This window comes from Paenibacillus sp. 2KB_22 (assembly GCF_052115745.1).
Taxonomy (GTDB): domain Bacteria; phylum Bacillota; class Bacilli; order Paenibacillales; family Paenibacillaceae; genus Paenibacillus.
The window spans coordinates 46106-60319 of the sequence record NZ_JBFRHG010000005.1; the positions used below are offsets into that span (position 1 = coordinate 46106).

Here is a 14214-nt window from a genome sequence, read left to right on the forward strand (position 1 = left end):
ATTGCCATATTGTATACTAACAACAGGTTGTAGACATTATACAAACACCTCCACCTTCTGTATTAGTCGATCTGTTACTTCATATTTGCACTTTTTAACTGGGAATTTTCACATCAAAAAAGGTGACTCCAATTCATCCGGAGTCACCTTTTTTATGTTTTTTCTTATTCACACATTTATTAAACGAGTGGATGGGGCCTGTTATTTTTTCAAACTATCCCAGTTCTGTTGTAACGCATCGAGCAATCCGGCTTTATCCGATTTACCTGCAACGTATGCCTGAATCGTGCTGCCATACTCTTGTGGAACCCCTTCAGGGAAACGGTTGAAGTTCCAGCTCAGTGTTTTATTTGCCTGGCTATACTTCATGATCTCTGTGGCGAGGTCACCCAGATCCTCCTCGGATGCCGTGATGGAACTGAACGCCGGAATGAATTTGAATTCTTTCGTCATATATTGTTTCCCGATATCCGAAGTCACGAGCCACTCCAGGAACTCTTTCGCTTCCGTTTTCACTTGAGAGTTCTTGTTCACAACCCAATAGTTCGGCACGCCCACAAACAATTTGTCATTTGGTTCATTGTTAATTGGCATCGGCAGGATACCCAGATTCAGATTCGGATCAATTCCATCGATCTGTACTTGAGTCCAGTTCCCTTGCTGCATCATCGCCGCTTCTCCACTCGCAAACAACGTAACTTGCGTATTGTAGTCGGTTGTCAGCGGGTTTTTATTGCTATATTTCAGCGTTAAGTCGAGCAAGTTAATCCAGTCGTTGAACACCTGATTGCCAGGAATTTTCTCCGTGCTTTCGTTCAATCCTTGGATGAATTTCACCGGATCTGCCTGATTTGCAAATGCCACGTTTACGTTATGATTGCCCAGCACCCACCACTCCTGATATCCGTTCGAAAACGGGGTAATGCCTGCGGCTTGAAGTTTCTGTGCAGCTTGATCCAACTGTTCCAGTGTCGTTGGAATTTCGGTAATACCTGCTTTTTGGAAGAGGTCTTTGTTATAAATGAATCCATAACCTTCCAGCGCCAGCGGCTGTCCATAGAGCTTGCCGTCTTTGGTCATTGGCTCTTTGGCTACTTCGAGCGCATCTTTGGCCCATGATTCACCAGACAGATCTTCCAGATATTCAAGCCATGTATCCAGCTCACGATATCCACCTACGTTGAAAATGTCCGGTTGTTCGCCTGCGGCAAACTTGGCTTTCAATGCAGCACCGTAGTCACTGCCGCCACCTACAGTTTGAATGTCCAGTTTGACGCCTGGATGGGAGGATTCGTACTCCGCTTTGAGACGGTTAAGCGCTTCCGCAATTTCAACTTTGAATTGGAAGATTTTAATCGTTTTGTCCCCGGCAGCAGCTTCGCTACCACCTTGAGTATCTGTGTTGACCGGACTGCCACTCTTGTCCCCATTGCCACATCCCGCGAGCATTACCGAAAAAGCAATCAGCATAAGCAACGTCAACTTCGTCATTCTTTTCATACATACACTCTCCCTATAGTAGTTTCAGTATAACAAACCGTTTGTGTGTGGCGAGAAACTTGCCTTTGAAGCGTGATTTCATGCTAACGAACTGAGGGCACGTTATTCGTACCTATTGGCGTAATTCTCCAGTCTAACGAATCACAGCGACGTTATTTCGACGATTTGATCGTTTTTCAAGGCTCTAGCGCCTCTTTGTACCCGAATAACGTTGCTGAGGTTCCTTAAAATTTGTATTCCTTGATTATCTGCCTATTAAGATGCGGTAGATTCGTTAGCGCATAGAACAGGAGCATAACATCACCCTCTAAAAAAAGTTCCTAGCTATGCTAGTGCCTTCTCTTCAGGAGTCATGCCCAAGCTATGCGGGCATGACTCCCCTTTGCACACCTCCGTGCGAGGTGGAAGCAAAGGGATCAAGAATGCGTTGCAGGAGCGGAGCGTTCGCCTTTGATACTCGGTGGCTTCCTTGCCTTAATACATTCAGGCCACCGAGGAGCAACAGCGACCGAAAGCGCAACTTGAGACCGCCAGCGACCCTGCACTCACCCCTTCTCTGCCTTACCAATCTGGTCTTTAAATCTACTCTTTCTTGGTCATTTCTCTTTATTGCTCTTTTCCCTAGGAGTCATGCCCAAGCTATGCGGGCATGACTCCCCTTTGCACACCCCCGTGCGAGGTGGGAGCAAAGGGATCAAGAATGCGTTGCAGGAGCGGAGCGTTCGCCTTTGATACTCGGTGGCTTCCTTGCCTTAATACATTCAGGCCACCGAGGAGCAACAGCGACCGAAAGCGCAACTTGAGACCGCCAGCGACCCTGCACTCGCACTCACCCTTTAACTGATCCAGCCGTAATCCCCTGAATGATATACTTCTGCATCAGCAGGAAGAAGATAATGATTGGCATGATGCCAAGCACAAGCGCCGGCAAGGCCAGATCCCATTGCTTCGTATATTGACCGAAGAGGGCAAAGGTCGCAATTGGAATCGTACGCAGGTTGGAGCTTTGTAGGATCAGGGACGGGAGCAGATAATCATTCCAGATCCAGAGTGTGTTCAAAATAATGACGGTTACATACATCGGTTTCATAAGTGGAAATACGATCCGGAAGAACACCCCGTAGGCAGAACTTCCATCCACCCGAGCCGCTTCCTCAATCTCCAGCGGGACCGACTTCACGAACCCGTGGAATAGGAAGACAGACATCGGCGCCCCGAAACCAAGATAACAGATAATGAGGCCGCCAAGGCTGTCGATCAATCCCAAGTTACTGGTTACAGTAACGAGTGGAATCATGATAGACTGGAACGGAATCACCATGGCGGCAATAAACATGCCGAACAAAATCCGGTTGAACCGTGTGTCGCTGCGAACCATTCGGTACGCGGCCATGGAACTGATCAGCACAAGCAACAGATTGCTGACGACCGTAACGATAAGCGAGTTCATCAGCGCGGACGGGAAGTTAATTTTCTCCCAGGCGTTCGCATAGTTGCCCCATTGGAATACCTCTGGCCATGCAGCCGAATTGGTGAGCAGGTCACCGAAGGTTTTAACTGAATTCACAAACAGGAAGTAAAACGGAACCAGGAATAAAAGTCCAATGAGCACCATGATAATCTCGGTTAGAATGGTACTGAAGCGGTAATTTTTCGTCGTCTCCATTAGGCTTCTACCTCCTTGCTCTTCGTCAGGCGTACCTGAATCATGGTGATGATGGCAACGATTACGAAGAACACGAGTGCTTTGGCGGTTCCGATGCCATATCTGTTATTCACAAAGGCTTCATTGTAAATATTGAGCGCAACCGACTCTGTTGATCCGAATGGTCCACCTTTGGTCAATGACAGATTGAGATCGAACATTTTGAACGACCAGGAGATCGCCAGGAACAGACAGATCGTTACACCCGGCATAATGAGCGGAAGAATGATGCTCCGCAGTACCTGCCAGCGACTTGCGCCATCAATCTCGGCAGCTTCCAACAGATCAGGGGATACATTCGTCAGAGATGAGATGTAGATGACCATCAGATATCCTGCGGTCTGCCATACAAACACAATCACGATTCCCCAGAAGGCGGTTGGTTCGTCTCCCAGCCAAGGAAGGTTGAAGAAGGACCAACCTGTTACATCGCCTACTGCTGAAAACCCTTTCACAAATATGAACTGCCAGATAAAGCCGAGCAACAACCCACCGATCACGTTAGGCATAAAAAAGATCGTACGCAGAATGTTTCTCGTCTTGAGCGGTTTGGTCAGGAAATAGGCCAGGAAAAAGCCAATCACATTGGTCAGTACCACACCAACCACGGTGAATCGCACCGTAAACCAAAACGCCGTTTGGAACTTGGGATCATTCGCAAAAACATGCACGAAGTTATCGAACCCTACCCAATTAATGTTCTCGGATACCCCGTTCCAATCCGTGAAGGAATACACCATGCCAAGCAGGAAAGGGACCACGATGATGAGAATAAAAAACACGATGGAGGGACCCACGAACACAAGCTGCTGTAACAGCTGTGAAGATTTGCGATGCTTCATATCGTTCTCCCCTTTTATTGATGGATGAAATTGGTCTCTTTCTCTATTAAACTCCAATATCGCTGAGGGAAACACCGACCCTCGTGAACAGTTGGGGGTAAAATATTGTCCTATCTTTAACCTGCAACCAGAAGGGGTGTCCCGATGTCCAAATACTACAGTATACGCACCAAATTGATTGCCTTTATGCTCATCGCTACCACACTTCCGCTGCTTGCGTCGATCAGTATGACGTTTATCCAGACCAAGACGGCCCTGCGGGAACAGGCTGTTGAAGAGAATAAACGCCTGATCTACCAAGCGTCCACGAATCTCAATAACTATGTGGATAACGTGGCCAGAGCGTCGCTTGCTGTGTATAACGACCCGAACTTCCTGCGTAACCTGGCGAAGATTCCTGATGATTATCGTGCAGTGGCCGAGGTGTATACTACTTTGCAGACCATCCGCGCTGCTGTGCCGGATGTATTCCAGCTGTATTTGCACTCTTTTGCCGCCAATCAATCCACCTTAATTGCGAATCCCTTTCCGAAGCGGGAAGAACGCAAACAGGCCTATTCCGGCTCTCTTCATGGAAAAACAGGCGGTAACAGCCCGGATATCTGGGTAGAATCGGCCCATATGAGTCACACTTACGGATTCAAGGCTGCCTCCCCCGATGATCCTGCAAGAACGGTCATTACCCTGCATCGGGTGATCAAGGATATTCCGTCCACCGAGCGTCTGGGTGTACTCGCCATTGATCTGAATATGAATACCATTGCAGCAATCTGTGGCAGGCTGTATGATCCGGCTAAGGAACAGATCTATGTTGTGGATGGTCAGAATCAGATCATTTACCAGGGACGTTCCGAGGTTAATCATACGGATGCACTGCGAAAGGAAACAGCCAGTGAGCTGAATATCGCACGAACTAGCGCTGATACAGGCCAGAATGTCGCAGGACATTTTGAACAGGATCGTTCCATGTATGTATACCAGCAACTTGGCAGCACATACGCCGACTGGACCATTGTCAAACAGATTCCGAATGAGACGTTATATGCCAGAGCAACTTCACTCACATGGAATAACGCGATGATTGCCATCGCCGCACTTGTAATGGTCATTGTCGCTACCTTGTTCATCTCCATCCGCATCACTGGTCCGCTCAAGCAACTTATGCGGTATATGAACCAGATCCAAGCCGGACGTCTGCATGTGGATATCCATCTATCCAGCCGAGATGAATTCGGGGTGCTTGCTCGTCATTTCCGGGATATGATGGATACAGTAAATAATCTTATTTTGCGGGAATATCGACTCGAAATCGCCAATAAGACGAATCAACTCAAAGCGTTGCAAGCGCAGATTCATCCGCATTTTCTATATAATACATTGCAATCCATCGGTACACTTGCCCTTCAACAGCAAGGACAGCGGGCATATACCCTACTCTCTTCCCTATCCAAAATGCTGCGCTACAGCATGCGGGATCAGACCGGCGTGACGTTACGCGAAGAGGCAGAGCATGCTCGGTTGTATCTGGAACTTCAACAGGAGCGGTTCGGTGACCGTCTTGAGGTGGATTTGGATTTTGCCGAAGATACCTTGTCTGTCGAGATGCCAAGAATGACGTTACAACCTTTAATTGAGAACTATTTCAAACATGGGGCAGATATTCAGCCAGGCAAAGGTCACATCTCCCTATCCAGCCGTCGGATCAATGATCATTGGATTGAAATCGAACTGAATAATAACGGACCCTCCATACCTGATGATAAATTATTGGAGATTCGGGGATGGCTCCATCCAAATCACACATCAACCGGGTTAGCCACGCAAGAATCCGATGAGTCCGAGTCCATCGGGCTACGAAATGTGATGCGCAGACTTCAATTGAACTCACATCCCGGTCACTCAGCCAGACTTGAGATCAGCAATCGGGAACCCAATGGTGTGAAGATCAGGGTTAAACTATACGCGGGAGAGTGAACAACATGAAGGCACTGCTTGTAGATGATGAAAAACATGTCCGCGATGCCATAAGGTTGCTTGGTCATTGGGAAGACTTTGGTATTGATACATTACTTGAAGCAGCAGACGGGGACGAAGCGATCGCCTCCATCACGACACATCAGCCTCAAATCATTCTTAGTGACATGCGTATGCCGGGCAAGGACGGTATGGCATTGCTTGAATGGATATCGGCTAATACCCCACACAGCAAGGTGCTCGTTATCAGCGGATATGATGATTTTGAACTTGTGAGGCATGCCATCAGGCATGGTGGCATGGACTACCTCCTGAAACCTGTGGAAGCAGATGAGCTGAATGCATCTCTATTAAAGGCAGTTACAGCTTGGGTGGAGGAGGACGCCATTCGAATACAATCTACCAGGCAATCCATTGTCGTTAATCGTATGCGCCCCCACTACCAGGATCGTCTGCTCACCGAACTTGCCGTCGGAAGAGGCAGCAGTCCATCACAGATGCAGCGATTGCAGGATGAGTTGAATCTCCCCGCTGTTATCCCTGTCTGTAGTGTCGCTGTCACCAGCCTGTCCCATCTGGATGCAGGTTGTCTGGCAAAATATCGCAGTCAACCCGACCTGCTTGTGTTCTCGGTACTCAATATCTGTGCCGAAATGTTATCCACACCTGACGAAGGCGTAATGTTTCGTCAGTTGGACCAACCGGACGAGATTGTTTTGCTGCATTGGGGCCCATCCAGCTCATTGGAACATATTCTGGACAAGGTTAATCATGGATTGGAGCAGACGATTCAGCGCCGGCTTCATTTCGGCATCTCCACCTGCGAGTCCTACCCTGGCGGCATCTCAGCAGCCTATCTGGAAGCAAGTTCAAGGCTGTGGAGACGTAATGCTGTGCAAATCAAACAGCGAATCCATGCTTCCGTGGAATCATCAAATGGGAATAAAATCAGGCGCTTAACCGCCCATGAAGAACCCCTGCGTATGGCAGCCATGAGCTGCCGAGCTTCCAGTGTATCTGCTGCGGTCGCCGAGTGGCTTGACCCAATTACTGATCTTGAGGTTGTCAGTGCCGAGCAGATCCAGCAATGGATCGATGAGCTGGAATGGATGCTGAGCCGCTGGCTCGATGATACGGCAGGTTCGTCATTCATAGAGGAAGAAGTGACGGAGGAACAGTCTATTCCCTTTGCCGAGTTACCTTTTGACGCTGAAGGACTGTTATCCTTTCCCCTGCTTCGTTCATTGTTGGAACAACGACTGCTTGCCGCAGGAAAGGCGCTCACCGCTCATCACCACGCCAATCCTGATCCCATGAGTGAGATAGCACGTTATATGGACGCCCATTATCAGGAGGATCTGTCCTTGCAGCAGATTGCCGCGCGTTTCTACCTGAGCCGGGAGTATATTTCTCGTAAATTCAAACAGCAATTTGGCCTGAACTGGTCGGAATATCTGGGTAAACTGCGGATTAATAATGCCAAGCTGCTACTGCAAAACCCTTCCCTACGAGTCGCCAAAATCTCGGAGATGGTTGGATTCCAGGATGAAAAGTATTTCAGCAAAGTGTTCAAAAAAATGGAGGGCCTCTCGCCAGCGGAATATCGTAAAACATTATTGGAGGCTGGTACTTAACGAGTATTTGATCCGAATTAAAAAGAGTACTCCCGGCATGGATCAACGGGAGTACTCTTTTGTATTTTACTTTTACAGAAAATAGCCTATATCATGACGATTTGTTGACTCTTTCTTTTCTAAGATAGCATACGATCCGAGAGATTGTACCTATTAAAATTACAGCCATAAATCCATAAGCCATATTATTTCCTGTCTTCTGAGCTACTACGGGGAAATAGATGAGGCTGAACAGTAATAGGACAATATCCAGATAGAACATAATCTTCCGATAAATAGGGATTCTCACCCCCCTTTTATTTACCAAAAATGGTTTTATTAATCGTAATATATCATAACATAGACACACCCTAGTACGCTCACCGATCTCGCAAAATCACCGCAGGTACAAGTCGAATGTAGATTAGCTCCCCTGCAAGCTCCACCATCGTCTGTGTAACAATAACAGCCGCAGCTATGGTAGCCCATTCTGGAGGGAGTGCCAGCGCAAGTGGCAGAACAACCAGCGAATTCCGTGTGGCTGAACTGAATATCAATGCCCGCCCGGCGCCTGGATTCAATCCAAACCAAGCAGCAATGAGCAGAGATATCCAAGGCATGATGATTAGAAAAGCAACATAGATCGGGATCACGTTCACGATGATCGCCATATCATTGTAGACTTTGTTAATCTGGGAAGCGACAACCACGATCAGCGCGAGTGCCATCATCGGAACAGGCAGCCATGCCGTTGCATTCATGACCCGCTCACCACTCGCTTTACCTTTAGAGAGAACTTGTGTAACGACAGCGAGCAACAGTGGAATAACGATTAGGAACAGAAAAGCCTCCACGAACGGCCCTATCTGCATGACCTGCGCCACCTCAGCACCCATTAGAAGCCATAAGTAAAACGGCAACAGGATCATTTGTATAACAAATAAAAGGGGTGTTGCGGCTAGCATCAGTTTCTCATTGCCCCTGCCGAGTTGTGTGAACACAATGACGTAATCAATACAGGGCGTTAACAGTACCAGATAGACTCCAATCAGAACGCCTGGTGTTTGTGGAAAGACCAGTGTAAGCAACCATACGACTACAGGTACAACGATAAAATTAGCCACCAGTAACGCGCCCATAAATCGAAGATTCGACCAAGACTCTTTTAACTGTAAAAAGGGAATCTGTACAAACATGCTATATAACAGAACGGCAAGTACCGGGGACACGGTGTAGTGTAAACCATTGCCCCATGTTGGATTACTTAGCCCTATCGCTGCTCCTAATAACAGTGCAACGACATAGAACCAGGTTTGCTGTTTCTCCATCGTTTCTCTTGTGAGCATTCTCTTCCTCCTCTTCTAATGGGACATCGTGGGCATGGACATATTTCTGCTTCGTAACGCGTACATTGGGACAGAGTACCGTTCCAACATAGCGGCAGAGCACAAGGATCTGAAAGATCAACTTGTGAATTTTTTGCGGCTGTTATTAGAATGTGCAAGAACTGGGTATATTCATTGTAGACTGACCCGTGGTTCATTCATTCGTTAAACCAAGGAGGAAACACAATGTCACGTAACAATCCGTACAAGTGGTTAAACGCCATTGGTTTTATCGCTGTAATTATCGTGAACTACCTTTCCAACGCTCTGCCGATCGGGGGCAGAACCAACAAGGAAGTATCGGATATGTATCCTGTGCTACTCACACCTTCTGGCTATGCCTTTTCTATATGGGGTTTGATCTACTTGCTGCTTGCAGGTTTTGTGATCTATCAGTTCGTGCCTGCTTCGTGGAAAAGGGACTCCATCACCCGTCTCGGGTATTGGTTCCTGGCAAGCTGTGCCTTTAACGTCGCCTGGATTTTCGCTTTTCAAAACTTGCAGACCGGTCTCGCTTTACTGATTATTGTACTGCTTCTGTTGTCTCTGATCGTGCTGTATGTAAAAACACGTACCATTATTGTTCCAACCACTGCTGAGATCTGGCTTGTGAAGCTGCCATTCAGCATCTATCTGGGATGGGTTAGCGTGGCAACTATTATCAATGCAGCTGTTCTGTTATATAAAATCGGTTGGGATGGTTTTGGTCTCAGCGAACCGACCTGGACGATCATTATGTTGATTGTGGGTATGGTGCTGGCTGTGCTCGTTAGCTTCCGTTATCGGGACAGTGTATATCCACTGGTCTTCACATGGGCGTACATCGCCATCGCACTTAAACAAAAAGATGTCACTTCCATATATTATACGGCAATCATCATTGCGATCGTACTGGCAATCTACGCAGTATGGCTGTTCTTCGCCCGTAATCAGGATCGCGATTGAGCGACCTCCATCCTAACGTAAAAACATAAAGCAAAAAGCCGATTCTGGTCATTCGACCTGGAATCGGCTTTTTATGTATACCGCAGTGAATGAAGATTGTCCTATTTCAGGGCAATAACTTCAATCTCCACCAGTGCGTCTTTTGGCAAACGAGCAACTTCCACTGCACTGCGTGCAGGATATGGCTGTTCAAAGAACGTGCTGTACACTTCATTCACAGGAACAAAGTCATTCATGTCCTTCAGGAACACCGTTGTTTTCACGATTTTATCCATACTTGTGCCTGCTGCTTCAAGAATAGCCTTCACATTGCTCAAGGATAGACGTGTCTGCTCCTGTACATCTGCACCGAATTCTCCCGTTTGGGGATTCAGACCAAGCTGTCCGGACGTGTAGATGAAATCGCCTGCATCAACGGCTTGACTGTATGGACCAATGGCGCCTGGCGCCTGATCGGTAGAGATTGGTTTTTTCATGGACGAGTTCTCCTTCATGTTCGTTATCCTGCTGCCGCAAGGAGTCAGGGTTCGAACTCATTTTTGTTGCCTATTATACCACGATCCACCTCAAGCGAGAAACGCTCCTCACCAGCCCTATAAAGTGAACAGCTTGTTCAAAGGTTTCTTAGCCCCCGTCTACGCCAAGGACATGAATGACTTCATTCGAATACACATGGTTTCCCTTGGCTTGCACCAGTGCAATATTCGTCATGGCCTGTGCAATGGTTGCTGCGTGGACTGCCCGGTACTTGTCCGCTCTGCCTTTCATCCAGCGATCCAGCAACTTCATGGCATGGGCAGCCATCTGTTCACCGAACCGCTTCTCGTTTCGATCTCCCAGAATTAAGGAAGGGCGGAAGATATGCAAAGATTGAAAACCGATATCGGACAAAGCATCCTCCATCTCCCCTTTGGTCCGACTGTAAAAGACTCGAGAACCTGCACTCGCTCCCATGGAGGAGATCACCATCATCTGTGGTACCCCATGCTGCTTCGCAAGCGTAGCCGCACGAACAGGGTAATGATAATCCACCTGACGGAAATTTTCCTGACTGCCTGCTTTTTTGATCGTTGTACCCAAACAGCAGTACAGGTCATCGATCCCGTCGAATAATTCGCCTTGGTTCTCGAGCTGCTCCCAGTCCACGATATGCTGTTCCAATTTGGGATTCTGCAGCTCAAGTGCACGTCTAACCAGTATGCGAACGAGACTATATGCCGGGTGTGCCAGCAGATGACGAACCAATAATTCGCCTACAAGTCCCGTGGCTCCAATCACCATGGCTTTCCGTTCGAGACGATTCAAATACATCCCTCCACTTCGCCATCTTTTTTTGAATTCATACCAGTGTATATAGTTCATTACTATTTTAACAGTACACGACGTCCAAGGGTAAACGTAAGAATCAACATCACGACACCAACCCCCACCTGAAATCCATAGGCTGAGATCCAGGCCAGCGCATCGGACCAAGTCTCCATCTTTTCATACAACCAGCCACCCAACAGCGGCCCAACAAAAGAGGTGACCCCCGTCAGAGCCGAATACACGGCGACAAACATCGGTCTTTCACTTTTGGGTGTGTCTCCGATCGTAAAGTTAAATGCCAGCTGATTAAATCCACCTACCCCAATCCCAAGGAAGATATGAGATAGAAATAGCGCGATCAATACGGGCATGAACGACATTAACCCCCATGACAGACAGGAGAGTGCAATGACTGGCAATGTCCAAAATAGCAGGGTTTTGTTGCTGAATCTGGCATTCAGATTGCCCCAGACATAGAAACCAGCCATCATAACCAGCGTCTGGACTACCGTGATCAGGGATACGGTCTGATAATTAATGTTTAATAGATCGAGCATAACATAGGAATAGAGCGGAACAATCAAGGTCTGGATCAATAACCAGACAGCCAGGAACAGCGTTGCTTTCAGGAAAGAACGATCCTGGAACGGCTTGATAAACATCCGCCAGAAAACCTTTTCGGTAGAACGCTCAAATAGCACGTCCGGGTAGAAGAAATAAATGACTGTATTGGCAATTGCACAGATCCAAACCGGAATAAACAGGATCAGAAAGCCCATTTCTCCAGGGTAACGGTCCAAAACAATACCACCTGCAAATAAGCATACGCTTCCAAGAGCATTCAGAATCGTATTTCGAATTCCAAAATAACGCCCTCTCACCTTGGCAGGTACGATGTCGCCAATCAGTGAAGTCCAGATCATGCCGCCGATCGTATTCGATATAAAAGCAACCGTATACACACCAATATATACGCTTACCCACCACTCTTTGGGAAATATAAACGGGATCAGTCCCGTCGCACTCCATAAGATACGATGTGTGCCCACAAATAACAGCAGCATGCGTTTGCGACTGCGAATACGCTGCATCCAGTATGCTGCTCCGATCTGGGCAATGTTCACGAACGTGGTAATCGCGAGCACAAAGCCGATATGTCTCGACCCGGCCCCAAGGTACAGCAGAAACCCGGTTAAAAACGGGCCTCCCAGCAATGTCTGTAAAATAATTGCCGGTACACCCTCCCATGTTGCAATTGATAAATTCATGCGTTGTGTCGAACCCTTGCGCCGTGGTTTGCTTGCTGACGGGGGAGGGTTAATGTTGACCGTCTTCTGTATGGGGATACACTCCTTAGACCGGGTCTCAAAAGCCGGTCGATGCTAGTTGTCATCCCAAATTCTACTCACGGCGCGGAGGTTGTCAACTCATTTTTTCACGGTTCAATGGAAGATAGAGATGGAAGGTGCTTCCCTTGCCTTCAACGCTCTCAAGTTCAATCGATCCTCCCAGTAATCTCGCCAAATCCCGACTGATCGAGAGGCCAAGTCCGGTACCGCCAAATTTTCGACTAATCGACCCGTCAGCCTGCTGAAATGCTTCAAATATGGAATGATGCTTGTCCTCAGAAATTCCAATGCCGGTGTCCTGAACGGAGAAAACAAGCCATTGATTCTGAATACCTGCATTCTTCACCTGCTTGGTGCTTACGATCAGCGTGACCTTCCCCCGGTGAGTGAACTTGATGGCATTGGACATCAGATTCCGCAAAATCTGTTGAACCCGCTGAGGATCAGACCAGAGTGTGTCGGGCAGTCCCGGTTTCTTCTCCATTTGCAACTGAATACCTTTTTTCTCGGCAATCAGTTGAAAGTGATTCATGGTATCTTCTGTAAGTTGTGCCACACTGATATCCTCCAACACAATATCCAATCGGCCTGCTTCCACTTTGGACAGATCCAAAATATCATTAATAAGCGTGAGCAGTTCCTGCCCGGAGTGATCAATCATGGTAGCAAAACGTACAATATCCTCCTGGTCCATCGTGTCCGCGTTCTCGCTGATCATCTGGGCAAAGTTAATGACACTGTTCAATGGTGTACGCAGCTCATGTGACATATTGGCGAGAAATTCGGATTTGTACTGTGAGGCAATCATCAACTGTTTCGCTCGATCCTCTAGTACAATCTGGGCTTTCTGTAACTCTTCCTTTTGCACAGATAATAGCCGGTTCGTACTTTGGATAAGCAAAATTCGATTCTGTTCATTCTGAAAATCACGTAATATAAAGGCAAACATAAGGCTTAACAAGATACCTGCAGGAAGCGTGTAAGGCATAATATGGGAGAAGAAGTATGTAGCCGGAATGACGCCAAAAATAGCAATGCCTACACTATTGACCACATTGACGATAAGAACAACAAGGATGCCTTTTGTGATCAGTCTGAAGTTGCTGCGTCTTATCCATATATTTAAACCCGCACATATTACACCGAGTAAAGTCATATTAATTACCGCTGCCACCGTAGCATCCGTGATACCAAAGGTTAACCTGGATAAACCTATCCCTACACCCACAATAATTACACTATAGGGTTGTCTGTATGTCAGAACGGCAACAATTAAAGGAACATAACGAAGGTCAAAGACTACTTCATCCGTGAGTTGAAATCCAAAAACTGTACTGATCCAGCCCGCAAAGATAAGGACAAGTACTGAACCGATCTGTTTCATTCGGGAAGAGGCACGTATGACGATATATTTATAGAACACACTGGCAAGATAGGCAATCGTTATAAGCATCCCCATATTCAATACGAACATTTTCAAAAATTGCATTCACTCACTCCTGTTGTCCCGACTTTACTGGTCAAATTGCCTTCGTCCGTATATGTTTCTATCATATCATGCCCATTGAAACTTCTGCATTCCTTCTTCGTCAA

At 47.2% G+C, this 14214-nt stretch carries 11 protein-coding genes; 3 read left to right on the forward strand and 8 right to left on the reverse strand.

The features are described 5' to 3' along the window. Nucleotides 1-201 precede the first annotated feature (201 nt). The 3 genes from AB4111_RS24220 to AB4111_RS24230 form a co-directional block, all read right to left on the reverse strand. A complete protein-coding gene (locus AB4111_RS24220; RefSeq protein ID WP_442033531.1) occupies nt 202-1500 on the reverse strand; it encodes an ABC transporter substrate-binding protein in 1299 nt (432 codons plus the stop codon). Between the two features lie 829 nt (nt 1501-2329). Continuing rightward, nucleotides 2330-3166, reverse strand: coding sequence for a carbohydrate ABC transporter permease (locus tag AB4111_RS24225; RefSeq protein WP_253429649.1), 837 nt, complete (start codon nt 3164-3166; stop codon nt 2330-2332). Further along, complete coding sequence (locus AB4111_RS24230) at nt 3166-4047, reverse strand: carbohydrate ABC transporter permease (protein ID WP_036607341.1); 882 nt, start codon at nt 4045-4047, stop codon at nt 3166-3168. Before AB4111_RS24230 ends, AB4111_RS24225 begins: the two co-directional genes overlap by 1 nt. Nucleotides 4048-4191: 144 nt before the next feature. Between AB4111_RS24230 and AB4111_RS24235 the strand changes: the two genes are divergently transcribed. Both AB4111_RS24235 and AB4111_RS24240 read left to right on the forward strand, forming a co-directional pair. Continuing rightward, nucleotides 4192-6021, forward strand: a complete 1830-nt coding sequence (locus AB4111_RS24235; protein WP_442033532.1) for a cache domain-containing sensor histidine kinase — start codon at nt 4192-4194, stop codon at nt 6019-6021. 5 nt (nt 6022-6026) lie between these two features. After that, nucleotides 6027-7655, forward strand: a complete 1629-nt coding sequence (locus tag AB4111_RS24240) for a response regulator transcription factor (protein WP_442033533.1) — start codon at nt 6027-6029, stop codon at nt 7653-7655. A 359-nt stretch (nt 7656-8014) separates the two neighbouring features. Here AB4111_RS24240 and AB4111_RS24245 read toward each other — a convergent pair whose 3' ends face one another. Further along, a complete protein-coding gene (locus AB4111_RS24245; protein WP_442033534.1) occupies nt 8015-8980 on the reverse strand; it encodes an arsenic resistance protein in 966 nt (321 codons plus the stop codon). Nucleotides 8981-9205: 225 nt separating this feature from the next. On the opposite strand from AB4111_RS24245, the gene AB4111_RS24250 reads away from it, so the two are divergent. Then, nucleotides 9206-9964 (forward strand): tryptophan-rich sensory protein, encoded by a 759-nt coding sequence (locus tag AB4111_RS24250; RefSeq protein WP_442033535.1) that lies wholly within the window; start codon nt 9206-9208, stop codon nt 9962-9964. Between the two features lie 101 nt (nt 9965-10065). Here AB4111_RS24250 and AB4111_RS24255 read toward each other — a convergent pair whose 3' ends face one another. The 4 genes from AB4111_RS24255 to AB4111_RS24270 all read right to left on the reverse strand — a co-directional run bounded on the left by AB4111_RS24255 (nt 10066) and on the right by AB4111_RS24270 (nt 14110). Next, on the reverse strand, nt 10066-10440 hold the full coding sequence (locus AB4111_RS24255; RefSeq protein ID WP_017690870.1) for a RidA family protein: 375 nt from the start codon (nt 10438-10440) through the stop codon (nt 10066-10068). Between the two features lie 148 nt (nt 10441-10588). Next, entirely contained in the window at nt 10589-11245 is a 657-nt protein-coding gene (locus tag AB4111_RS24260; RefSeq protein WP_442033706.1) for an oxidoreductase, read from the reverse strand. 83 nt (nt 11246-11328) lie between these two features. Continuing rightward, nucleotides 11329-12540: an MFS transporter gene (locus tag AB4111_RS24265; RefSeq protein WP_442033536.1), complete on the reverse strand. Its 1212-nt coding sequence runs from the start codon at nt 12538-12540 to the stop codon at nt 11329-11331. A gap of 154 nt (nt 12541-12694) precedes the next feature. Then, nucleotides 12695-14110, reverse strand: a complete 1416-nt coding sequence (locus AB4111_RS24270; protein ID WP_442033537.1) for a sensor histidine kinase — start codon at nt 14108-14110, stop codon at nt 12695-12697. Nucleotides 14111-14214 lie beyond the last annotated feature (104 nt).